The organism is Gammaproteobacteria bacterium (genome assembly GCA_016199745.1).
In the GTDB taxonomy this organism is placed as follows: domain Bacteria; phylum Pseudomonadota; class Gammaproteobacteria; order Acidiferrobacterales; family Sulfurifustaceae; genus JACQFZ01.
This window is the reverse complement of sequence record JACQFZ010000048.1, coordinates 55,681-79,967: the sequence shown is the minus strand read 5'-3', so window position 1 is coordinate 79,967 and position 24,287 is coordinate 55,681. Positions and strand designations below refer to the sequence as shown.

At 54.6% G+C, this 24,287-nt stretch carries 21 protein-coding genes and 2 pseudogenes; 15 read left to right on the top strand and 8 right to left on the bottom strand.

Going from position 1 to position 24,287, the window contains the following annotated elements; genetic code table 11:
- Positions 1–6: 6 nt before the first annotated feature.
- Both HY308_11655 and HY308_11650 read right to left on the bottom strand, forming a co-directional pair.
- Entirely contained in the window at positions 7–993 is a 987-nt protein-coding gene (locus HY308_11655) for a LysR family transcriptional regulator (GenBank protein ID MBI3898934.1), read from the bottom strand.
- 215 nt (positions 994–1,208) lie between these two features.
- Positions 1,209–1,818, bottom strand: a pseudogene (locus HY308_11650) (hypothetical protein).
- 125 nt (positions 1,819–1,943) lie between these two features.
- Here HY308_11650 and HY308_11645 point away from each other — a divergent pair.
- The 4 genes from HY308_11645 (at position 1,944) to HY308_11630 (ending at position 5,619) form a co-directional block, all read left to right on the top strand.
- On the top strand, positions 1,944–2,351 hold the full coding sequence (locus tag HY308_11645) for a hypothetical protein (GenBank protein MBI3898933.1): 408 nt from the start codon (positions 1,944–1,946) through the stop codon (positions 2,349–2,351).
- Between the two features lie 156 nt (positions 2,352–2,507).
- Positions 2,508–2,798 carry a hypothetical protein gene (locus tag HY308_11640; GenBank protein ID MBI3898932.1) on the top strand — a complete coding sequence of 97 codons (291 nt, stop codon included), beginning with the start codon at positions 2,508–2,510 and terminating at the stop codon, positions 2,796–2,798.
- Complete coding sequence (locus tag HY308_11635; GenBank protein MBI3898931.1) at positions 2,795–4,210, top strand: TolC family protein; 1,416 nt, start codon at positions 2,795–2,797, stop codon at positions 4,208–4,210. Before HY308_11640 ends, HY308_11635 begins: the two co-directional genes overlap by 4 nt.
- A 26-nt stretch (positions 4,211–4,236) precedes the next feature.
- Positions 4,237–5,619, top strand: a complete 1,383-nt coding sequence (locus HY308_11630) for a copper oxidase (GenBank protein ID MBI3898930.1) — start codon at positions 4,237–4,239, stop codon at positions 5,617–5,619.
- 183 nt (positions 5,620–5,802) lie between these two features.
- Here the strand turns inward: HY308_11630 and HY308_11625 are convergent, their stop codons facing one another.
- On the bottom strand, positions 5,803–6,252 hold the full coding sequence (locus tag HY308_11625; protein ID MBI3898929.1) for a MerR family DNA-binding protein: 450 nt from the start codon (positions 6,250–6,252) through the stop codon (positions 5,803–5,805).
- Positions 6,253–6,332: 80 nt separating this feature from the next.
- Here HY308_11625 and HY308_11620 point away from each other — a divergent pair, with 80 nt between their 5' ends.
- Both HY308_11620 and HY308_11615 read left to right on the top strand, forming a co-directional pair.
- Positions 6,333–8,738: a heavy metal translocating P-type ATPase gene (locus HY308_11620; protein MBI3898928.1), complete on the top strand. Its 2,406-nt coding sequence runs from the start codon at positions 6,333–6,335 to the stop codon at positions 8,736–8,738.
- Positions 8,739–8,976: 238 nt separating this feature from the next.
- Positions 8,977–9,351, top strand: coding sequence for a PilZ domain-containing protein (locus HY308_11615; protein MBI3898927.1), 375 nt, complete (start codon positions 8,977–8,979; stop codon positions 9,349–9,351).
- 87 nt (positions 9,352–9,438) lie between these two features.
- On the opposite strand, the gene HY308_11610 is transcribed toward HY308_11615, so the two are convergent.
- Complete coding sequence (locus HY308_11610) at positions 9,439–10,872, bottom strand: exo-alpha-sialidase (protein MBI3898926.1); 1,434 nt, start codon at positions 10,870–10,872, stop codon at positions 9,439–9,441.
- Between the two features lie 362 nt (positions 10,873–11,234).
- On the bottom strand, positions 11,235–11,603 hold the full coding sequence (locus HY308_11605) for a response regulator (protein ID MBI3898925.1): 369 nt from the start codon (positions 11,601–11,603) through the stop codon (positions 11,235–11,237).
- Between the two features lie 180 nt (positions 11,604–11,783).
- Here HY308_11605 and HY308_11600 point away from each other — a divergent pair, with 180 nt between their 5' ends.
- From HY308_11600 to HY308_11590, 3 genes are all read left to right on the top strand, one after another.
- Positions 11,784–12,275, top strand: coding sequence for an L-histidine N(alpha)-methyltransferase (locus HY308_11600; protein MBI3898924.1), 492 nt, complete (start codon positions 11,784–11,786; stop codon positions 12,273–12,275).
- A 415-nt stretch (positions 12,276–12,690) separates the two neighbouring features.
- Positions 12,691–14,988 carry a S8 family serine peptidase gene (locus tag HY308_11595; protein ID MBI3898923.1) on the top strand — a complete coding sequence of 766 codons (2,298 nt, stop codon included), beginning with the start codon at positions 12,691–12,693 and terminating at the stop codon, positions 14,986–14,988.
- Positions 14,989–15,510: 522 nt separating this feature from the next.
- Positions 15,511–15,762 carry a hypothetical protein gene (locus tag HY308_11590; protein ID MBI3898922.1) on the top strand — a complete coding sequence of 84 codons (252 nt, stop codon included), beginning with the start codon at positions 15,511–15,513 and terminating at the stop codon, positions 15,760–15,762.
- A 71-nt stretch (positions 15,763–15,833) separates the two neighbouring features.
- Here HY308_11590 and HY308_11585 read toward each other — a convergent pair whose 3' ends face one another.
- From HY308_11585 to HY308_11575, 3 genes and pseudogenes are all read right to left on the bottom strand, one after another.
- The gene (locus HY308_11585; protein ID MBI3898921.1) at positions 15,834–16,241 is read right to left on the bottom strand and encodes a universal stress protein; all 408 of its coding nucleotides are present in this window, start codon (positions 16,239–16,241) and stop codon (positions 15,834–15,836) included.
- 23 nt (positions 16,242–16,264) lie between these two features.
- Positions 16,265–17,724: pseudogene (locus HY308_11580) on the bottom strand (sodium:solute symporter family protein).
- 56 nt (positions 17,725–17,780) lie between these two features.
- Entirely contained in the window at positions 17,781–18,449 is a 669-nt protein-coding gene (locus HY308_11575; GenBank protein ID MBI3898920.1) for a helix-turn-helix transcriptional regulator, read from the bottom strand.
- 396 nt (positions 18,450–18,845) lie between these two features.
- Here HY308_11575 and HY308_11570 point away from each other — a divergent pair, with 396 nt between their 5' ends.
- The 6 genes from HY308_11570 (at position 18,846) to HY308_11545 (ending at position 23,242) form a co-directional block, all read left to right on the top strand.
- Positions 18,846–19,652: a hypothetical protein gene (locus tag HY308_11570; protein ID MBI3898919.1), complete on the top strand. Its 807-nt coding sequence runs from the start codon at positions 18,846–18,848 to the stop codon at positions 19,650–19,652.
- A gap of 201 nt (positions 19,653–19,853) precedes the next feature.
- Complete coding sequence (locus HY308_11565) at positions 19,854–20,246, top strand: fibronectin type III domain-containing protein (GenBank protein MBI3898918.1); 393 nt, start codon at positions 19,854–19,856, stop codon at positions 20,244–20,246.
- Positions 20,212–20,589 carry a hypothetical protein gene (locus HY308_11560; protein ID MBI3898917.1) on the top strand — a complete coding sequence of 126 codons (378 nt, stop codon included), beginning with the start codon at positions 20,212–20,214 and terminating at the stop codon, positions 20,587–20,589. The genes HY308_11565 and HY308_11560 overlap by 35 nt, the downstream gene beginning before the upstream one ends.
- Before the next feature lie 113 nt (positions 20,590–20,702).
- The gene (locus HY308_11555; GenBank protein ID MBI3898916.1) at positions 20,703–21,311 is read left to right on the top strand and encodes a hypothetical protein; all 609 of its coding nucleotides are present in this window, start codon (positions 20,703–20,705) and stop codon (positions 21,309–21,311) included.
- A 14-nt stretch (positions 21,312–21,325) separates the two neighbouring features.
- Positions 21,326–21,619, top strand: a complete 294-nt coding sequence (locus HY308_11550; GenBank protein ID MBI3898915.1) for a hypothetical protein — start codon at positions 21,326–21,328, stop codon at positions 21,617–21,619.
- A 597-nt stretch (positions 21,620–22,216) separates the two neighbouring features.
- Positions 22,217–23,242, top strand: coding sequence for an ABC transporter substrate-binding protein (locus HY308_11545; GenBank protein MBI3898914.1), 1,026 nt, complete (start codon positions 22,217–22,219; stop codon positions 23,240–23,242).
- Positions 23,243–24,287: the final 1,045 nt, after the last annotated feature.

The following is a 24,287-nucleotide window of genomic DNA, read 5'->3' as shown; positions in this document are numbered from 1 at the left end:
CTCCGCTTAAACCAGCTGTTTTCTGTGCGACGTAGAAGATCTGGCGGAAGAATCACTCGACAAATTACCGAGCATGGTGGAATGCTGTGCCATCGATTCGTGGCACTCATCGATAATCCAACGACGGAATCTTTCCATATATACCGGCTTTGTCGCCGCTGTTGATTCAACCAAGAAATAGCCGCGCTTGGTCTTTACCGGCTGACGAGCGGCGGTCACCAATTGTTTGTTGCGCAGCGCTTCCTCTACCAACGGAAGCCATCCGAGCGCTACTCCTTGCCCGCCAATTGCCGCCTGGATCACTAAGGGGTAACTATTAATGGTGAAATCGTGCTCGGTTTGACTAACGGTAATTCGATGGAGATCGAACCAATCCTTCCATGACAGCCAGCTCGCTGGATCCGATCGTTCGAGATGAAGCAGCGGCACACCGACTAGATCACCGGGGTCACCGCTGAGTCGTTGCCCTGTGCGAAAACTCGGGCTGCATACGGGAATGACAATTTCTGGAATCAACAAGGTCGCTATGCGGTCGGGCCAGTGGCCGGTGCCGAATACAACGGCCACGTCTGCCGGCTCTTGGCGAATGTCGCAATAGTATTGCGAAGCGACGATGCGGACATCAAGATCGGGAGCCAACTTCCTGAGCATTGCCATGCGTGGTAGCAACCAATAGGCGGCGAACGCGAAGTCGGTCGATACGGTCATTGCCTTTCGGCGCGAACGAATCTCACCGGCGACAAGATGAAGCGTGCTCAAACTTGTACTTACAGCCTCGTGTAACTGCGCGCCGGCCTCCGTTAACGTTACACTCCGATGTTGTCGTTTGAACAGCGCTGAGCCTAAATCTTGTTCAAGACGAAGGATATGGTGACTAATCGCCGGTTGCGTCGTATGGAGCTCGCGCGCAGCGGCGGTAAAGCTGAGATGCCGTGCTGCTGCCTCGAAAAACGTCAGCGATTGAAGCGGCGGCAGTTGCCAACGTTTAGCCATTGATAGTCCGTATGCGTAATTAAGGAAGAGCTTTTTATAAAACCGTGGAAGGCAACGGCGGGTTACCGCGCATGCCGAACGGAACATCTTCGACGGTAGATATCCCAATTTCACAGAATTGTGAAGGGGGGATTTTTTATACATCCATAAATAATTCTAACCTGACGTTATGCGACGATATTCCACGCAATAGCAGTTCCAAATTGTTATTGCCGTTAGAATTTCAGTGGTGATTCGGATCGTTGTTCCACTGGCTTGATGGTCCACTTCAAGTTGTACGCGGTTCCAATCAATGCGACATGAGAAAACGCCTGCGGAAAGTTGCCGACCATGCGCTGTGCATGGACATCGTATTCTTCGGCCAGTAAGCCGACGTCGTTGGCAAGCGCGCTTAATCGTCGATAGAGCGCTTCGGCATCGGCTGAACGGCCGCACATTGCATAGGCAATCGAAAGCAACCCAGGCCATGACTTTGGAATAAGTGAAGTGTCTAGCGGCACCGCGTACTTCCCAGATACCGTAATCCGGTTGCTCCCACACCGTTTCCAGATAAGTGGGTAGGGCGCGTTGCATGGCCCATGCGGCATCGTTTGGCTTCAACCCGTTGAGTCGTGCTTGATACAGCGCGTCCATGACTTCGCCGAATACGTCTAGCTGTAACTGCGCATGGGCGGCGTTACCGACGCGCACCGGACGGGCGTCTTCGTACAGTCGCCGTTCACCTCTCAAGCCATACATAATTTGCATTTGATTCGGACTGCCGGCCATCGCCCGCAACAGCCAGTCGCGCCAAGCGCCGGCTTCTTCCGAGTAACCGGCATTCATAAGTGCCAGTAACGTAAGCGTCGCATCGCGTAACCAGCAAAAGCGGGCAGAATGTCGAACTATTTGTCGTATTCGGAGCGTGTCATTGAACCAATATGATCAAACGCCATTGAACGCTTGTATTAATGGTTGCCCCTGAACAAAATAGCACTGTGAAAATGCATGCCCACTTTCTGTTAGGCCTGCTGTTAGCTATCCTGTTGCCATTACAAAGCGGGGCGGCGCTGACTGGGCATTGCTTCCATAGCGGCGCGCTTGGAACCGAGTCTCACGCCAGCCATGAACATGGAAGCGAGCAATTGCAGCACCATGGTGACCATTCAAACTCGGATTCTAAGAAGTCCCCTATCGGGGATATCTCCGGCGATCATTCCTCTTGCCCTGCCAGCTCCTCGGGATCTTTACTTCCAGTCGCCGATTTACGTCTCGATGTTCATGTATCTTCAGATACTCCAGAGTTCTGGCTGGTTACCCTGTCGTTAAACCATGCCGTCGATCGTTTCGAACGACCTCCCCGTTTGATCCTTGCTTGAGCTGACACACCCACCACGGTTAAGCCGTGCGGTGTGTACTCGTTATCGCACATACGTGCAGGTTTGCGCACACGCATCGATTCTGCGGCACAAGGACGTGCGAATGTTGCAGGTGCAGGGACGCGCAAGAGCAACCTCATCACGCGAGGGATGTTTATGCGTACATTTTTATTTGCTATCGCCGGCACGGCGCTGTTGCCGTTGTCGGCACTGTCCGCGTCCAGTCTGGAACCGACGAATGCCAATGAACACGTGGCGCCGGCGGCTTATTTATCGACGTTTTCCGGCTACCATGTCTACCAAGAATCGGTACCGGCTGATTGGCGCGTGCTTAACGACGCCATCGGAAACCCGGACAGTCATCCAGAAAATATGCCGGCACCAACGGCTACACCCATGAACGACGGTGAATCGCCGGTGCACACGCCGGTTGAAGGTTCGCCATGATCGACCATATAAAGGTAAAAGCACTGTGCAGCGGCGTGTTCGGATTAGTCCCTGTGCTTATCGCTGGATGCGCGACCTTCAGCAGCGACGGCGGTTTCGACACAGTGACGGCGGCTACGCGCGAACGCGTAGGCCAAGACGTGCAACTTGCGCGACCCGGCGAATCCGCCGCGATGCACAAGCAAACCATCACCGCCTTGTTGACACAACCATTGACGCCTGAGGCAGCAGTGCAAATTGCGCTGCTCAACAACCCGCGACTACAAGCGAGTTACGCCGAGCTTGGGATTGCCGAGGCTGACTTGGTGCAGGCCGGACGGCTGCACAATCCGAGCTTCAGTTATGCACGGTTGGCCCAGGGCGATGAAATCGAGATCGAGCGCACGCTCACATTCGATGTGCTCGGCCTGTTTACGCTGCCGATCCGGCGACAAATCGAATCGCGTCGTTTCGAACAAGCGAAGTTGCAAGCGGCGATCGACGTGCTGGCGCTCGCCGCCGAGACCCGCAAGAGTTACTACAGCACCATCGCCGCCGAGCAAACCGCACAGTATTTAGAACAGGCGAAACAGGCAGCCGAAGCCAGCGCCGAACTCGCCCGCCGCATGGTACAAGCCGGCAATTGGAGCAAGTTGCAGCAGGCGCGCGAGCAAGCTTTCTATGCCGAGCTAACCGCGCAGCTCGCCCGAGCACGCCAGGCGTCGGTAAGTGAACGCAAACGTTTGACGCGGTTGTTCGGTGCATGGGGCAACGACATCGCGTTCAAATTACCCGAACGTTTGCCGAAGCTGCCCAAGGAAGCGCAGGAAATAGTCGATCTCGAAAGTCGAGCGCTCAATGAGCGGCTTGACGTTCAGGCGGCTCGGCTTGAAACCCAGGGGATCGCCAAATCGCTTGGGCTGTCGAAGGCCACCCGCTTCGTGAATGTTCTCGATCTCGGCGTTATCCGCAATAGCTCCAATGAACAACCGCGCCAGACCGGCTACGAAATCGAGCTATCGATTCCGTTGTTCGATGGGGGAGGGGCCAAGGCCGAGGCGATCTATCTGCAATCTGCTTATCGCTTGCGTGAAATCGCCATCGGCGCGCGTTCGGAAGTACGCGAGAGCTATCACGGTTACCGCACCGCCTTCGACATCGCCAAGCACTATCGTGACGAGATAGTGCCGTTGCACAAGCAAATCGCCGACGAAAATCTGCTGCGTTACAACGGCATGCTGATTAGCGTCTTCGAGCTACTGGCCGATGCGCGCGAACAAGTCGCCGCGGTAAATCGGTACCTCGATGCGCAACGCGACTTCTGGATCGCTGACACCGATTTGCAGACTGCACTATCTGTGAAATCGCCCGAGGCAATGAGGCACATGACTGCTGCTATGCCGGCTACGGATAGCGGCAGCGGCGGTCATTAATAAATTCGATGGAAGAGGGCATTAATATGGTTTCTCGACGCAATTTTTTTCGCGGGGCCGGCCTTGCCGTTGCCGCCGCAACCGTCGGCAAGGTATCGCTGGCAGCATTGCCCGACGTGGCGACACAAACGAGTGGCGCTACGCAACCCCCACACGCGCCACCAAACGGCCGACCCTACAACCCCGTGGTAACGCTCAATGGCTGGACGTTGCCATGGCGGATGAACAACGGCGTAAAGGAGTTTCACCTGGTGGCGGAACCGATCGTTCGCGAGATAGCGCCGGGCATGAAAGCGCATCTGTGGGGTTATAACGGCCAGTCGCCGGGTCCGACGATTGAAGTGGTCGAAGGGGATCGCGTCCGCATGTTCGTGACCAACAAACTGCCGGAGATCACATCGATTCATTGGCACGGCCAACGTTTACCGAACGGCATGGACGGCGTCAGCGGGCTCACGCAACCGCACATTCCGGTCGGCAAGACTTTTGTGTACGAATTTGTTGCCCGACGCCCCGGCACATTTATGTATCACCCGCATGCCGACGAAATGGTGCAGATGGCGATGGGCATGATGGGTTCGTGGATCACGCATCCTAAAGATCCAAGCTTCATGAAAGTCGACCGCGATTTCGTGTTTCTGCTCAATTCATACGATATCGATCCCGGCAGCTACACACCGAAGGTCAACACCATGACCGATTTCAATCTGTGGACCTTCAATAGTCGTGCGTTTCCCGGCATCGATTCGCTCGCTTGCCGTCGCGGTGACCGCGTACGTATTCGCGTCGGCAATTTAACGATGACGAACCATCCTATTCATTTGCATGGCCATGAGTTCGAGGTCACCGGCACTGATGGCGGTTGGGTACCGAAGTCGGCGCGCTGGCCGGAGGTGACCACCGATGTTGCTGTCGGCCAAATGCGCGCCATCGAGTTCGTTGCCGACGAACCGGGTGATTGGGCACTTCATTGTCACAAATCGCATCACACCATGAATGCGATGGGACACGACGTGCCGACCATGATCGGTGTCGATCAGCGCGATTTGCTGGAGAAGATCCAGAAGCTCGTGCCCGATTACATGATCATGGGTGAGCGCGGCGGTTCCATGGGCGGAATGGAAATGCCGCTGCCGGAAAATACGTTGCCGATGATGACCGGCACCGGCCCGTTTGGACCTATCGAAATGGGCGGCATGTTTACGGTCGTCAAAGTGCGCGACGGTTTGAAGCGTGGCGACTACGCCGATCCTGGTTGGTATCGGCAGCCGAAAGGAGCGGTGGCGTACGAATGGACCGGCGATCCTATGTCGACCACGCGTGCGCCCGGCGGCGGCAAGACCGTTGCCAATACAGTCAATGAAAGGATATTAACGGTTATTCGAGGAAATCATCGTCACACAAATTAAGTTAGCTCTAACCGTTGTTGGTGTCACCACCGTGGTGGTGCGATCGATGGAAGCATGGTCCAGTCGCTGTTCGCCGCTAGCTGCATCGACGACAAACAGACCCACTTACTTAAATTTACGATCGTCTGCGTGGCTACACTGATGATTCAAATTCAACGCATTTACATCAGCACTAATAGGAAATTAGCGGCGTTCCGCTGTCTTATGATGTCCGTGGCATTTAACATCGCTCGTTCCCCCGGCCAGTGCGGTGATGATTGGACATGGATGCGCTTCACCCATTGTCTCGCAATCGTCGATCAGATGGGCTAGTAAGCGTTCCATGTGTTTGAGATCGGCAAGCTTCAGGCGAATCTCGTGCCGTCGATCACCGGCAACTTTGCGAATAGCATTGCGATGGGTGCCGTCTTCGAGCTTTAGCAGGCTCGCAATTTCCACCAATGAGAAGCCGAGCTCTTGCGCACGTTTGATGAAGCGAATGCGGTCAACTAGGCGAACCGGATAGGTACGAAAGGCGGTACGCTTGGGGCTAGGCGTGGGCAGCAGGTGTAGTCGCTGGTAATAGCGAATGGTTTCAATGTTTACACCCGCCGCTTTGGCAAGGCGGCCGATCGTCATTTCCGCAGTTTGCATGGAAGACTTGACTCTGGGGTTAGGTACGGGGTTTAGAATAGGATCGTGACGAAGCCGATGCAAGCTAGAGGAGTGTTCCTATGAAACATGATGAGTCTTCGCCTTCCGCTCACGGCCATCATCAGCACGTAGGTCATGGCACGTGTTGCACCGCGCCGACGACTGATGATGCGCCATCGGTAACCACCCATATCGATCCGGTCTGCGGGATGACGGTGTCGACCAATCCAGAGAAATCCGCCGAGCACGATGACCGGACGTATTACTTCTGCAGCCAAGGTTGCGTGACCAAGTTTCGCGCCGACCCATCGCACTATTTGCAAAAACACGCCGATGCGCCGCGTTTGTCGAATCCGTCCGCCGGTTCGGCGACCGATGTGATCTACACGTGTCCGATGCATCCGGAGATTCGGCAAATCGGTCCCGGGAGCTGTCCGATCTGCGGCATGGCGCTCGAGCCGCTGATGCCGACCGCGGAGGCGGACACGTCGGAGCTCGATGACATGACCCGCCGGTTCTGGATCAGCGTCGTGCTGACATTGCCGCTGCTGCTTATCACCATGAGCGAATTCATTCCGGGGTTCGATCTACATCACCGGATCGGTATTGCGGTGTTCAATGGGTTACAGGTGGCATTGGCGACCCCGGTTGTCTTATGGGGAGGTTGGCCATTCTTCGAGCGCGCATTGGCGTCCTTCAAGCGTTGGAACCTCAACATGTTCAGCCTGATCGGGCTTGGCGTGGCCGCGGCTTATCTATTCAGCATATTCGCCTTGTTATTTCCGAACGCGTTGCCCGATGCCTTCAAGATGAATGGCATGGCGCCGCTTTACTTCGAAGCGGCGGCCGTGATCGTTACGTTGGTGTTGCTGGGGCAAGTTTTGGAATTACGGGCACGCTCGCGCACGAACAGCGCCATTAAGTCATTGCTCGCGCTCGCGCCGAATACGGCGTTGCGAGTGACCGCCGACGGCACCGAAGCAGAGGTTCATCTCGATCGGATTCAGAAGGGCGACGCGCTGCGGGTAAAGCCGGGTGCGAAAATTCCGGTCGACGGCATCGTTATCGATGGCCGTTCGAACGTGGATGAGTCGATGATTACCGGAGAGTCGATGCCGGCAGAGAAACGTCCAGGAAGCAAAGTAACTGCCGGCACGGTTAACCAGACCGGGTCGTTCCTGATGCGCGCTGAAAAGGTAGGTGCGGAAACGCTGCTGGCGCAGATCGTACAAATGGTGAGCGACGCGAGTCGCTCGCGGGCGCCGATTCAAAAACTTGCGGACAAAGTTTCCGCCTGGTTTGTGCCGGCGGTTGTCGTGGCCGCCGGCATGACCTTTGTCGTCTGGGCCTTAACCGAGCAATCGGCGGGATTAGCCAAAGGATTGGTGGCGGCGGTATCGGTGCTTATCATTGCCTGTCCGTGTGCTTTAGGTTTGGCGACGCCGATCTCGATCATGGTCGGCGTTGGTCGCGGTGCGCGCGAAGGCATTCTGATCAAAGATGCTGAAGCGCTCGAGCTCATGGAGAAGGTCGATACGTTGGTGGTCGACAAAACTGGCACGTTGACCGAAGGCGCGCCGAAAGTCCAAGCGGTCATCTCCGCGCGGGGATTTACCGAAACCGACGTACTGTTATACGCCGCCTCGCTCGAAAAAATGAGCGAACATCCGTTAGCGCAATCTATTGTCCAGCATGCACAAGACCAACAAATTACACTACGGCCGGTCGAGCACTTCGAATCCGTTACCGGCAAGGGCGTACGTGGCCGGATAGCAACCGAGATAGTAAGTCTTGGTAACGTAAGAATGATGCAAGCGGCAGGCGTGGATACTGCGCCGTTGGAAGCAGACAGCCAACGGCTGCGCGCATTGGGTCAGACCGTTATGTTCTTGAGCGTCGCCCAGCGTCTGGCCGGATTGATCAGCGTGGCCGACCCGATCAAATCGACGACGCGAGAAGCGATCGAACAACTGCGTGCTTCTGGTCTACGCATTGTCGTGCTGACCGGCGACAACGCGACCACCGCCGCGGCGGTGGCAAAACAACTGTCGATCGACGACATCAAGGCCGAGGTGTTGCCACAAGACAAGTACCGCTACGTACAAGAGTTGCAGAAGCAGGGACGCATCGTGGCGATGGCGGGCGATGGTATCAATGATGCGCCGGCACTGGCGCAAGCGAACGTCGGTATTGCGATGGGCACCGGCACCGACGTTGCTATGAATAGCGCCCGCGTGGTACTCGTGAAGGGCGACCTGCGCGGTATTGCCAAGGCACGCACGCTTAGCCAGCGAACCATGAAAAACATCCGCCAGAATCTATTCTTTGCATTCGTATACAACTTCTTCGGCGTGCCCGTGGCCGCGGGGGTGCTGTACCCGTGGTTCGGTATCCTGCTGGGCCCAATGATCGCGAGCGCGGCCATGGCGTTAAGCTCGGTATCGGTGATTGGGAATGCACTGCGGCTGCGGCAAACAGAACTTTAACCGGGGGTTGCCTAACCCCCAATAACTCCTAGCGAAATCGGCCAGATGAGGGCTTCTTAAAGGTAAAAGAGGCTGTCGGAGAGATTTACCTGCCGATACCCGTTTGCAGCGTGATCGGTGCCGCGCGTTATAGAATATCCATCGATAAATTATCCTGCCATAGTTGTTTGATGTGGATCATAATCCCATTGCAGTAGCGTTTACGGTATCGGCAACATAACAGCCAAGGAGGAGTCACATGGAGCATCGCTACAACGTCCGGATCCCGGTTGCAGGAGATATCAGTATCTACTTTCAGCCGATGGGCTGGCTGAGTGGTGAAGTACTCGACATGAGCGCAGGAGGCGCGTGTGTCGTGCTCAATGTGAATACCGTACCGGTCAATGCGCCGATTTCGGTTACGCTACGCTTCGCCCACTCCGGCATGAGCGAGTGGTTGCAGCTGCGAGCGATGGTAGTGCGAGCGCAAAATAATGTCATCGGCATTATGTATCTTGAATCTGACGACTACACGGCGCTGGGTCGGCTGCTAGAAGAAGGCTCGCGCATTCCTCTGTTAGTGCATGGCCAAGAGACAGCGACGGTGCAACCGATGATGGCGTCCGTACGGTAGCCCTAGCGCCCAGCAACGAGCGATAGTTGTTACCGCGAAAATCTCCGCAAGGACAGCACCTCATGCTGGCCTTGCGGAGTAGGTCGATTAGGGCGTTACCGTGGTCGAGTAGACATCGGTACGATTGGCCGTATTACCTGAGTTGGTCTGCACAAAGAACGGCAAGAAGGCACCGCCGATAGTGGTCAGCCCTTCGTAATCGCCAACGAAGAAACCACCTGCGTCGGGTGCGGTTGCCATGTCGAACGATCCAGCGATGTGCGCTTCGTTGCCGAAACTAACGCCGCCGTTGGACGAGGTCGTGAGCCAGTAATCAGTCGGTAGTGTCGTAGTTTCCGTCGCCAGCGAACGAAAATCGTAATACGAGACACCGATCACGCCTTGAGAACTAACGTGCACCGACGGCGTAAACGCCGGACGCCCGGTCGCAGTGTTCACACGGATCGGGTTGCTCCAAGTTGTGCCACCGTTGGTAGAGGTGGACAGTGCCACTTCATCGTAGTGCCCGCCGTTGAAGCGCGAGTCTTGCCATACCACGTAAAGCTGACCGGTATTCGGATCGATCGCCGGCTCGGGGATGATGTCGCCGGTGCGTACCTCTTGGCCGGTGTTTGGATGCGTTACACCGACCGTACGCAGCTGCGCAATGATCTGCGGTTTGGTCCAGGTGGTGCCGCCGTCGGTTGATTTGATGAACGCTACGTTAGACGCGGTGATATTGAACGGCGGCTTGATGCGATTGAAGAAATTGTAAAGCGTGCCGGAGCGGTCGACGACAATTTGATTACCGATGGTTTGCTGACGCGACGGCGTATCGACAATGACCTGAGGTGTGCTCCATGTCCGACCGCCGTCGATGGTCTTGGAGAAAAATGTCGGACCGCGGTACGCCGCCGTGTGCAGATCGGCATACGGATTGCCGTTCGGTAGCTCAAGCCGATCCCATACGGCATAAGCAACACCCGGCACATTTGGATCGGCCGTCACCGATTCCTTGTCGTTGAAGAACTGCGTCGTCGGTTCGTTGTTGGCGATAATGATATTCAGATTCTGCCACGTCTGCCCGCCATTGCTGGACGTCACCGCGGTCACGGCATTGTTATTGTTGGATTGATTGAACGAAATCGCGATCGCGTACGCCGTACCGTCAGGCCCAATAGAGACCCACGGATCGGAGGCGCGTTCATAATCCACGCCGCCGGCACAGCGGCTGAAAGGCAACGTTGTCGTACCCCAGGTGGCGCCACCATCGAACGAAAAACCGGCGACTAAGCCGTGTGAGCCGCCATTGGACCAGCGATCTTGCTGCCATGTGCCGATCACGTTCTGCTCGTTGGCTGGATTCGTCGCAATCCACGGCTCGACTTCCGCGTTGACGTAATTAACACCTGGCCCACCGACGGTACAAGCAGCGTAAGGACTAGGACCAGAGACTAGGGTGAGAGAAGCGGCGTGAGTGCTGGTGACGATGACGACTGCGAGAAATGTACTTATTAATATCTGCCTGATAATAATGTCCATATCATTATCCTCCTCAAATTTAGAGCAAGGCAAAGATCGGGATGTGGAATCCACAGTGACGAGCGCGTCCGCTGCACTCGAACCCCGTTCCTTCTGCACGGGAAGAAAATGACGAGCGATCGAACGCCGCAATCGCTGATGGGAGAGGGAGTCTATTACACGCCAGCCATAACCCAACTATTGCAGGAGCGGTATTTTTGAAATCCGATCTGCGTCGTTAATACGCTGATATGCGTGTGTGTTCCTGCAGTATCCGCGAGGAAATCTTTTTGCCGGCGCCGCTTGACCGCTGCGAGCGCCAGCCGTGTACCTCAGCCCTGCCGGCTGAGTATCATCTGGGTGCAGCTAAAACGAGTGATGGATTAAACGGCAAACAGCTGAGCAACGGTAACCATTAGGTCTTCTATAGGGAACGGCTTTGTCATCCAGGCCTGTGCGCCGGCAGCGTATCCCTCTTGTCGTTTGGCATCATTGTTATCCGTGGTCAATATTAATACTGGCGTGAACCGGTGGTCGGGAAGCGTTTTTAACTTCTTTATAAAAGCGATGCCATTCAGATTAGGCATATGCAGATCGCAGATAATCAGATCGAACCGCTTTTCCTTAAGTTCACCAAGTGCCGCTAAACCGTCACAGGCTTCGGTCACGTCGTAGCCGGCTTCGTTCAATGCGTGTTTAGCGAGTAGCCGCCAAGAGCGCGAATCATCGATGACCATTATGTTTTTCTGCATACGGAATCTTCCTGCATTTAACTTAAATAATAAGGTTAGTCCAAAAATAGGAAATGGTTGCCGAAAGTAGGGTGGCTTTGGGTATATTTTGGAGCAAACGGTCAGGGGTTGGACGGGTAGCCTTCGCATACCGCTCGGTGCGTTGTGCGAGGCGGAAATTATGCGATCCGCTAGTAGTGGATGATTTCGGGGTGCAGGCGATGCCCGATGCGCGTCCACCAAAATGGCATCTGGCACACACGACCTGGTTCTTCTGCTGTTTCTGGGCTACCGAAATCCCAGCGACGGCTCGCATTCTACCCAGGCTCGAGTATCGGCAACTTTGAACCGAATGATGCACGTACGTTTTTAAGCAGCTTGCGTCCGCTGCTGGGGGACGGCGGTGCGTTGTTGATCGGTGTCGATCTCAAGAAAACCCCGGCGATTCTGCACGCCGCTTACAACGATGCCGCCGGCATCACCGCCGAGTTCAATCTGAATTTACTGGCGCACATGCGCCGCGAGCTGGGCGCCGAAGTAGCGCTTGCGAATTTCAGGCACAGATCGCGCGAGTATACGAACGTACGTACCACAAAAGACCTAGGTATTGCCGCGAGGCGGAGTATCATAATAAATTACAGCAGGATCGATTCCTTCGTTGTAATTTGGATACGGCCCGTGCGATTGTTTTAGGTAAGTCGCTACGAGGACGTAGCATGCAGGAGAAAATAGAAACGAAAAAAGGATTTACCGGGCAAGCTTGCTCCCCTAAGCAAAGAATCATTCGCTGTGTCAGCGTCGGCGATCACCTTGTTCTAGGAGCCGGTGTTATCGCGGCATCAACAAAAATATTCACCGCGAATTCAGTCCTGAACCGGCATTGCCAATTTGTTGGTTGCCGCCAATCCAGGCTGCTACGAGCACGCTGCTCGCGTCGATTTAATTCAGCTGACAACCAATCTGAGATTACATTGGATCTGACGGCGCGTGTTGCTAGCGACCACGTGGCGGCGTATCGACGTTGCAATGATCGGAGGGGCAAGAAAGTTTGAAGGGTAACTGCAGGGTCGTATTCGATGCTTACTACGCTTAACTAGGAGAATCAACCATGGACCACATCGCAAAGGTATTTTGTACCGGCACGGAACAAGCTGCGCTCGCTAAGGCCAACAAGACGCTCGAGAAGTATCCCGCGTTTCTATTAATTCAAGGACCACCGGAGGCGCTTTCTGAGCTAGCGCGTAAATATCCGGTCGAAGATATCACTGACCAATACACTATCCGCACACCGGATCGCTCGATCGATACAGCGCATCCGCGCGTTGGCGTTGCCGGTAAACGTCACAAGCATCCGGCGTATGGCGATGTGAAGCCGCTATCGGCAGGCAAGCACCACTACTTGGTACAGTTCGCCGGACCGATCAAGAGCGCCTGGCTTAAATCGGTGAAGCAGGCCGGTGGTGAGCCGCGTGTGCCTTATGAGAATTTTACTTATGTCGTGCGGGCAAACGACAAGCAGGTCGCTAAGATTGCGGCGTTGCCTTTTGTGCGCTGGGCTGGGCACTTGCCACATCGTGCACGTCTGTCGCCGTCGGTGGCGAATGTGCTCGACGGCAAGCGCGACACGACGCTTCCACGGACTCGCAAATTAGAGAATGTCTTCACGGTACAGTTCTTCGGGGCCGATGACCTGCGCCCCGGCGTGGCGGCAATAAAGAAACTGGGGCTCAAGGTCTTAACGCAGAATGCGAAGACCGGTGTCGCGATCGTCGATGCGGAGGGCACCAAACCAAAACAGTTTGAGCAGCTCGCTGCGGTGCACGGTGTCCGCGCGATTCGCTCTCGCAGCTTTAAGCGCCCAAGCAACGATGTGGCCGCCGGCCTTATGGGCGCCGCCGGCAATCCGTCGCCGAGCATTCCGGGATTGAGCGGGAAGGGCGAGACTATCGGGGTGTGCGATACCGGCCTGGACACCGGCGATCCTAGTCATATCCATCCCGACTTCACCGGCCGCGTCGCCTGGATCAAAAGCTACCCGATCACACCGGACCTAAACCAATATATAAAGAATCCGGGCGGCAACGATGGCGCTGCCGATCTCGACAGTGGTCACGGGACGCACGTCGCCGGATCCGCGCTCGGTGACGGTTCGGCCAGTCAGGGGCTGACGGGGGTCAACGGTGCAATCCGCGGGTTAGCGCACAAGGCAAAACTGGTGTTTCAAGCGGTCGAGCAAGAGCTCGACTGGAAGAATCCGGCAGATCTGCAACGGTATGGACGTTATCTTTTGGTCGGCTTGCCGACTGACCTCGGCGTGCTGTTCGCTGATGCCTACCGCAAAGGTGTACGCATCCATTCCAACTCCTGGGGCGGTGGCGATCCCGGTGAATATGACGAGCAATGCGAACAGCTCGATCGTTTCGTGTGGCAGCGCAAGACCTTTTGCGTTGTGGTTGCGGCCGGCAATGACGGGACCGACAAGGATGGCGACGGCGCCATCAATCCCATGAGTGTCACTTCTCCGGGGACTGCCAAGAATTGCATCACGGTTGGAGCGAGCGAAAATACTCGAACCAACTTCAATACCGAGACCTACGGCAAATGGTGGCCGAGCGACTATCCGGCGGCGCCACATCACAACGATCCAATGGCGAACGATGGCGCACAGGTGGTCGCGTTCAGCAGCCGCGGGCCGACACGTGACGGCCGCATTAAACCGGACGTGGTGGCGCCCGGCACTTTCATTCTGTCAACGCGCTCGACCCAAATCGCCGCTAACAATCGTGCCTGGGCCGCGTTCCCGCCGAGCAAACACTACTTCCATATGGGAGGCACCAGCATGTCCACGCCGCTGGTCGCCGGCGCTGTCGCCTTGATACGTGAGCACCTGCGCACGCAGAAGCGTCTGCGCAGTCCGAGCGCGGCACTGCTCAAGGCCACTTTGATCGTCGGCAGCCAACGCCTAGCGGGCTATGCTTCCGCGGGCGCGTTGCTCGACAACCACCAGGGATTTGGCCGCGTGAATTTGGATACGGTGCTCGCACCGGCGAAACCGGCGACGACGGTGTTTCACGACGTCAGTCGTGGCCTCAAAACCGGCGAAGCGCAGACATTCGTGCTCGAGGTGAAATCGAACCAAGTTCCGTTGCGCATCGTTCTTGCTTACAGCGATTATCCCGGGCCAACGTTGGTCAACAACCTGAATCTGATCGTCACGGATCCGAACGGCAAATACTATCTGGGCAATCAGGACGCCGGCGGTACGCAGCTCGATACCAAAAACAATGTCGAAGCAGTGAACGTGTCGCAACCGATCATCGGCAATTGGAAGGTCGAAATTGTCGGTTCGAACGTGCCGCACGGACCGCAGCCATTTGCGTTGGTAGCGCTTGGACACTTGACGTGAGCGATCGGCAATTCAATCAACCGTAGGAAGTTAATTTCAATGACAGAGACGTTCTGAAAGGAACAGTAGTGGTCAGGCCGTCAAGATCAAACACTGCCGTATTTCGACCGTCGTGTACTGCGGTCGTGATCGGCAGTCTTGCCGGCCCGATTCGGCGTAGTACCGCGTGTATCGCCGTGTATTCGGAGGCGGGTCGGATCCAGTCGACAACGGCGCCAGTGCTGTGACAGCGTGATTCACGTCCTCGATAATAGAAGCCGCGAGTTTATCTTTGCGAACTCGCTTTCATTGTCGTAGATTATTCGTCGTAAACGGTGCCCAACTATGAATGTCACAATATGAACGAGGAAAAATATAATTTATTCACCCATAAAATATTTGTATTTCACGTAATTGCTGCCATATGTCTATAGTTCGTGCTCGATTGTAGGAACAGTATCAAGTACCCAGCGCCTATGAAGCGCGCGCTCATTTGATGTTTGCGCAATATCACGTTAGAGGCTATCCATGGACGGAAATCCGATGAAACTGGAAGAAGAAACGACTGAGTGGCTTAGCGCATATCAAGGTTTCAAAAAATATCTAAATCAATGTGTAGTGTGTCAGGAAATTGGTTACGACCCAGCCAAGATGCTGGATAAAGAGGAGCCGTATTTCCAAAAACGTGTTAAGGAATTTTTCTATCCTTTGATGGTTAATGAGATAGACATTTGTGGTAATTGTGTCGAGCGCTTGAGTGGTGAGGGAAAAAACCTACGAATATCTGGTGTCTAGGTGTGCCTAGTTAGGGAGCGCTAACCGATGACGCGTCAGACTTCGACAGTTAACGATATTGTCAATCTCAACTAGGACTCATTCGGCTTTATGATCATCGTCGAACAATGCACGCGTCGGGCCACATAGTATGTAGTAGTGCCGAAGAAGAGTCCCGACAAACTACTCGTGCCGTGAGCTCCCATCGCAACCAAATCGACGTTTTGCTCACTTGCCAGGCGTACGATCGTGGCGCCCGCGCGTCCTTTTTCAACAAGTGGAATTATTTCTTTGTAGTGACCCGCACTGCGTGCGATCAGAGGTGCCAGACGTTTGCGCGCCGCGTCTTCGACGCGGATGTGCAACGTATCGGCGGAAACGTCTTCCTGTATACGCCACATCGCCGAAAATTTTTTCGAAAAATCGGGATGGATCGAAATGTTTAAGCGGCGCCACAACGGCGTCGCCATCACTGTGATGGAGCGAACGCTGTAATCCATTTGATAGTTGACGAAGGCCGGAGCTATTTCGGTGGCAGCGACAACTTCGAAGATCGATGGGGCCAGAGTGCCGGCAGCAAGGACCCGGCAATCATACCGACCAACGCCATCGCCAGCCCCGCAAGTTGTGGCGGACACGTCATCGGCGCAGACGCATTAGCGCCGATGACCTCAAGCAAAATCCAAGTCGCAAGTCCCAGCACGATCGATAGCGGCGCACCTTGGTATTCGCCCGCTTCCAGTAAATGCCGAACGCGAGCGGCACAAACGCGCCTACCAGTGTCACTTTGTAGGCATTTTCCACGATGTTGTAAATCGGTAAATTCGAATGCAAAGCGAATAGTGTCACTAGGCAAGTAAAACCGAGTACGACGATGCGCATCGCACCCAACAGTTGGCGATCACTCATTCTGCCTAACGCTGGTTTCAAGATGTTTTCGGTAAACGTTACTGACGGCGCCAACAGCGTCGCCGATGCACAGCTTTTGATTGCAGACAGCAGCGCACCGAAGAAGATGACTTGAACGAGCACCGGTGTATGTCCAAGAATCAAGTTGGGCAGGATGTGTTGCGACGCTTTACCGTCAGCCAGAAGTTCGCTGGTGGCCGTCGGATCGATCAGTGTCGCGGAATAGGCGAGAAACATCGGGATGAAAGCGAAACAAAAATAAAGTACGCCGCCTAGTACCGATGCCCGGCCGGCAGTTCTTTCGTTGTTCGATGACGCGACGCGTTGGAATATGTCTTGCTGCGGGATAGAACCGAGCATCATCGTGATCAGCGCGGCAACGAATGCCAAGAGAGCCGCCGCCGATACATGATCGGGAAAGAAATTGGCGAATTTTCCGGCATCGATAGCGTGATTGATTACCGCCGGTATACCGCCGGCATGGGCGCCGATGTTCCAGCCAACATACAGCATGCCGAGCATAAGGATCACTATCTGCAGGAGGTCGGTGATCGCGACTGCCCACATCCCGCCCCAAAGTGTGTAGAACATTACGGTGCTGGCGCCGATAACCATTCCCCACGACATTGGCAACGCACCGCCCGAGATGGTGTTGAACACCAAGCCAAGGGCGGTGATCTGCGCCGCTGCCCAGCCAAGGTAGGAGATAACGATGCGTACCGTCGTGATCGTTTCGACGCTCCGGCCGTATTGGACGCGGTAGTAGTCACCAATCGTCAATAAATTCATTCGGTAGAGCGGCCGCGCGAAGAACAATCCGACCAAGATCAGGCATAGCGACGAACCGAAAGGATCGGCGAGGATTCCGCCGATCCCCTCGCGTACGAAAGTGGCGGGAATGCCGAGCACCGTCTCCGAACCGAACCAGGTGGCGAATATCGTCGCCGTCACTACATAAAGCGGCAACGCGCGGCCGGCGATCACATAGTCTTTCGTACCGTGGACCAGACGCGCGGCCCATAACCCGATACCAACGGAGATCAGCCAATAAACGATGACGAACGCGAGTAACATTTCGATGCGCTGCTAGTGGAACGAGGAAACGGTTGTTTTGGTATTCGCTGTGTCGCTCAGCCCGATAGCGATCGTTGCGGCAGCGGCGGCCGCTTTTTCGCCGTGAAGCACGCGATCGTAAGCTCGGTAGCGTTCTTGGAGGTAAATCCGTAAACCACCGACATGCCACGCATGGCTTGATGGTCGGTTTTGATTTCGAGAACGCCACTACCGCATTCGGTATATTCCCAGCAACGGAATTGATAGAGCACGTGAAATTTATCCTCGAACGTACCTGACAAGGACTGTTCGATCAGTTGGTGCGGATCAGTGGGGTGCGGCGTGTACAGAACGCCGTGGATCACGCAGTTGCCGTGTTCGTCGATCGTTTGTCGAGCGATTTGCAATGTCTCGGTATAGATTCGACTGTTGTACTGAACATCCAGCTCCCACTCGCCGCGAAGGTCCGGATACTTTCCGGTCCAATCGCGAAACGCTTCTAGCGAATGAATTTCAGCGGTGGTACTGAGCCCACCATCTTCCAACTTCAACGCCCCTTCGACCGCCCGAATCAACGTCGTTTTGGCGTACTGCTGACCGCCGAGCCAGCGCGTAATCGTGCGCGCACCTACACCCGACTGATCCGCGAGTGTCGCGATAGTGACGCCTAATTTATCCATCCGTTGCTTGAGTTTTCCGATATCTAGCCGTTCCTCCTCGAGTCTGGGGAAGGGGTCTCGCTTCATCGTGTCAGCTCGTTGGTTGTGTAGGTTGGTGGCTATACGTGTCTTTCGTGTCTAGACACGGCCTTTCGTGAGGTAGTTACGCCTGTCAGTATTTTGCGTAAGGAAAATGGTCCAGGGTCGAAGTGGGCATGACGGTAACTGTGAGTAAACGGCGAATAGGCATGAGGCTGAACCGGTGTTTTTGGTGTTAATTCTTCTATAATGTCGTTTTAATGAAATAAAAGGTCGTATATACGATATCATTATGTAAAAACATATAAAACAGATGTTTGGGAACGGGTCAGTTCTGTCGCAGGGGCCGACTCGGCCGCTTTGGAACATTTACGGAGTTGCGTTCTATCAAGGAACCTCGTCTGGTCGAGTTGATTCGGTTTATCTTTTTTTTTGACGACACCAATGGAAAATAGACGGATTCCGCTGACGCTGTCACAGCGTCTGGCGTTGATCGATGTGATCGACGATCTCGAATCGGTGAACACATCGGAAGCGTTGGTTGCGTGCCTTAGCGGCTCACTACAAGACGTCATGCCGTACGGTGGCGTCGCCTGCGCGCTGGCGAACATTAAAGATATGAAGCCGTATCGGTTGCTGCTACACAATTTTCCGAGGCAGGCACTGGATGACGTCAGTCGGTCGGACGGCACGATCGATAGCCCGCTGATCGAATGCTGGCGCGAGCGTTGTGAACCCATCGTGATCGATTTTACCGGTGACGTCGACGCGCAGCTGGGTGAGCGCGTCTCGGAGCGCTACACCGCCTGGCTGGCACACGTTCATAAACATGATTACCGCAATGCCGCCGCCCACGGCCTCGCCGACCTGCAAGGCGAATTGACCAGTTTTTTTTGCTTCATTCGTATTCCGGGAACGGTAGGGAAGAAGCAAATCTATCTGCTCAATTTTTTGACGCCGCATCTCCATAGCGCGCTGGTACGGGCGATGGCAACGTTGGAAGACGTGTCGGCGCCGGTAACGGCGGAGCACAAAAAAATATTATTGAACGCGCGCCAATCAGAGGTTCTGCATTGGTTGCATTGCGGCAAGACCAACCGTGAGATCGCCGCCGTTCTCGCGATCAGCGAGGCCAACGTGAAGTACTACGTTCGCGAAATCTTCGCCAAGCTCAACGCATCGAATCGTGCGGACGCGGTGTCGAAGGCGTTAGCGCTGAAAATTATTTCGCTCGAAATGCCGAAAAAATAAAACGCATCCAACCACTGCGCAACGAAACTATCGAAGGATAGTTTTTTGCGAGAGCAGCTCCGCTTGGCGGTTTGGTGGTTCGGATGATTGGTGCGCGCAAATGTATATCGCGAACCGCATCTGACATAAATTGGTTAGAAGCAAAACGGGAGGCGGATGGTCGCTAGCTGATCGCCTGACAATAACAATGGAGTTACTCGCATGCATCTAACCACCATCGCACGACGATTTGTTGCCATTGCGGCATTGAGCTTGCTTTCTGCCTGCGGTGGAGGATCGGACGATGGAGTGAGTGATGGTGGTAGTGACGGCAGTAACCCTCCTAACAACGACATCACCTCGTCGCAAATTACCGGCGTCATGGTGAGCGGCGTTACGGCGTTTGGTGTAACCATTACCTGGACCACTGACGAATCCACCACCTCGCAAGTGCAGTACGGCACCATGCCGTCATACGGACAAGACACGCCTGAAGACACGGCACTTTCGACCGCCCACAGCGTGCAGCTCTCAGGATTGTCTCCGAACACGCAGTATCACTTCCGCGCACACAGCCGCGATGCCGCTGAGCGGAGACGACGTGCGCCGGCGTGATCATTTCTACGCTCTCTATCACAAGCCAACTGGTGGGCAGGTGTTGCGACGCTGGGATCTGACGTCGCCCGCCAGCTTGAACGCGCGTCCGATTTATACCGAGATCACGACCAGCGGCGATTCGCTACCGGATCTCGGCACGCGTCCAGGATTTGTGTATGCGGATGTACGCGACCAATTTTTTGCCTGGGGTGGCGGCCAAGACGTCTACATGTCTCGATCCGACCACCAACATTTGGAAGCATTGGATTGGTACCGGCGACAATCCAGGTGCACAACAGCCCCAACGGCACCTTCGGCCGACTACGCTACAGCCCTTCGCGCGGTGTGCTGGTGCTGGTGAACGATGCGAAACAGAACGTGTTTATCTATAAACCGGAGAGTTAGTGAATAGAAATGCAAGCTGTGGTTTTGCGTTGAATAGATTTTCACATGAGTTGTTAGTAACGCTGCGCTATGACAGAACCAGGCAGTCCTGACCTGACGGCAGTGGAACACGTCGCCGTCATTGATATTGTTAATGAACTTGGAAAGATAAAAGGCATCGAGCAGTTTATGACCTGTGTTGATGTCAGGTTACAGCAGGTGCTGCCGCACGGTGGCTTTATCTGCGGCATTGCCGATATCACAGGAAAGTACCAACGGCCCGTGCGATCACTGTTTTCCAATTTACCCACTAAGGTGATAGAAGCGTTGGATCCGATGGACGAACAAATCGAACGCCTGTTGGTGTCGCGTTGGTGTAAATCGCGCGCGCCGCTGATGATCGAATTAGCCGATGACGTGGAAGCCGCATTTGGAATAGATCTCAATCGTCGTGCTAAGGCATGGCTCGATGCTTTGCGTGCACACGATTACCGTAACGCGGCCGTTCATGGTATGGCGGATATGGGTGATGAACTCGCTGCGTATTTTTGTTTCATTCGCATTCCCGCGCGACTTGGAAAAAAACACAGCTATCTGCTTACCCAACTGATCCCTCATCTTCATGCAGCGCTTGCACGCGCCGCGATAACACTTAAAACCGACCTAACGCTGGCCGTTCGGAAGAATGAGTTCCATTAATCGAATCACGGAAGATGATGTGTCACAGGAGCGTTGAGATCGCCGCGTTGCGGCGAGAACTGAATAAGACCATTGCTGTTCTGCAAGAACAGATGGCGGAGGACTTCTTCAAGAAGTCGCCGCCGATAACACTCAATGCGTCCCTCGCTGAATTCCAGAAGCGGATTATTTACGCTGCCCTCGGAATCTGTGAAGGAGACCAGGTGCTCGCGGCGACAGTGATCGGATTTACCCCGCGGGCGCTTCAGGCGAAGATTGAGCACTACGAGCAGACGATTGCCAAATGGAAGCCAGAAGGCACCGCATGATGCTGTAACCGGACGATACCAAGGTTGCAATGTTTACTCAGCGGCAAGCAGGGCAGGGGGCGCGTAATTGGGTTCCAAAGTTCTCTGCAGATTCAATCAGCGAACTCCTGACGCGCCGCTGAATTAAGACGTTATTCGTACCAAAATAAGCATGCGAAATGAATATTCTCAGGCCCTAAGGAAACTCTTCCCAAAAAGAATGAAGGAGGCGTTTCCTCAGTTCTTGGAAACAATAGTCAGTTCCTTGTATACCTGGCCCGGTAATCGAGCCTACTGTTGACCTGTTGGTTGGGCAAAACTTGGACGGTATCCCGAGCTAAGCATGATTCCTAGCGCAGAACGTCCATTTCCGGAAAGACGAGAATTCGAACGTGACGAATACCTTATTGTCTTTCTTATCATTCACTTATCGGCATTATTTTTTATAACTATTATTACGATATTTCGACAAGGAGATCGTCGTGACACGTGTATCGCCATTCAGCAGCCTCGCCGCCTTTTCCTTGTGCCCCGGTGCATTTTGTCGTTGATGAACATACAGGTGAACAACGTCCAGTCAAATCCCCATGTAAAACGGAGAAAACGATGAAAAGTGTCATGAAGTCGGTAGTCGTTGTGCTATCCACTGTTGTTGGATCCACCGCCGTTGCCAAGGACCTCACCGTCGTTAATTTCGGTGGTGCCGTTAGCATCGCGATGAAACCCGCCTACATCCAACCATTCGGCAAGACGACCGGAACCAACGTAACCGTTGTCGAATATGCCGGCGAGCAGGCCAAGATTAAGGCCATGGTCGACAGTAAGAACGTTGTATGGGATGTGGTTGAAGTCGAGTCTGGCGACATCGGCCGCGGCTGCGAAGAGGGTTTGTATGAACGGTTGGATGCTAAGAGCTTGGTTGATACCAAGACCTTCCTACCGGCGGCGATTCATGAATGCGGCATCGGTGCGTTCGTGTGGTCGACCGTGCTGGCGTTCAACGCTGATAATTTGAAATATACGCCGACCACGTGGGCCGATTTCTGGAACGTCAAAAAAGTTCCTGGCAAACGCGGTATGCGCAAAGGCGCACGCTACAACCTCGAGTTTGCGCTGATGGCGGATGGTGTGCCGGCGCCGGATGTCTATAAAGTGCTATCGACACCGGAAGGCGTCGACCGCGCGTTCAAGAAACTCACCGAGCTGAAGCCGAACATCCAATGGTGGGAAGCGGGCTCGCAGCCGCCGCAAATGTTGGTCGCCGGTGATGTCGTTATGAGCACGGCGTACAACGGCCGCATCGACGCCGCCCAACGCGAAGGCAAGAACTTGAAAGTCAATTTTCGCGCGGGCAACATCTACGATATCGACTACTGGGTCATTCCGAAGGGCACGAAGCACAAAGACAGCGCCCTCGCTTATATCAAGTTCGCCAGCACACCGGAGTCGCAGATTGCGTACGCGCGCAACATCTCATATGGACCGACCAACTTGAATGCGCTCAATCGGTTGGAAGGCAATCATCTAGCGAACCTACCGACGGCACCGATTAACCTGAAAAACGCCGTGCAACACAACCTGCAGTTCTGGACCGATAACGGCGACGAGATTGAGAAACGCTTCGCGGTATGGGCGGCCAAGTAACGACGGACTGATCGCCACCGCCGGATATAATTTCGGTCCGGCGGTGGAGTATTTTGTCCTTCGCATTACGAAGGAATGCTTCTTACCAAACTTTATTTGAATGCAATCCGAAGTTTTATTGGAGTGAGCGAGTGAGCAATTTTAGTTCCGAAAAGAGCCCATATGTTAGTTCGCCTGGCACAAACGGCGGCTAGAAGACATGCAGGAACATTAACTAAATGACGCATAATGTATGTTATGTTAAATACAAGATTCTAGGTGCGGTAACAGTGTTAATCCTTGGCGGCCACACTACTCGGGCGAACTAAAAATACGGAAAGTTAGGAACTAAAACTACGAAATCCCCCGCCATCGTTCTTCCTGCAGCCGCTTTTGGGAGATTTGGTTCTCCATCTATGCCTTCCGTCCGTTGAAAGAAAAGTGTCCCACGCCCAAGCGCTGCTCAATCCGCCTGCCCCAACGCCGCTCTCAAGCGCGCCTTCGCGCAGCGATGGAGATTGTTGGCTGAATAAGGGCGTACGGGAATATTTTCAGTACCACTTTTTTAATCTGGTTCAGGACTGTCTGGATCGCTAGCCGGGTCCACGCCATCATCTTCTCGACTTGCTACTCGACTAGCGCGTCGCACTCGCTCCGCGCGTTCTTCTTTGGTGGGCTCAGGGAAACCATGCTCACGCATAATCTCGGCGATCGGCCGGGATCTATTTTTCATGCTCTTTGCTATCCGCGATCCCTTCGGTTCAACGTGAGCGCGATCTTGGAGAGCGCCGACGAGCTCAGCAGGCGGAGGTGGCCTGCGTGCCGCAATGACGTCGTCGGCGGGCGGTCCGGGTCGTAGTCGTTGGGGCGCTGTCGGTGGCGGACCTATCAACATGATGAACTGCTCATACTGGCCGCTGACTAGCAGATCGAATGCAACGCTACCATCGGATCATTTCGTAAACAGTTCAATGCGATTTATATCCGATGCACCACGATCGATTCTACGGATCGCTGCAAGTACTTGCCGCAAGCGTTCTTCGTCCGCGGGTGTCATGGTTTGACC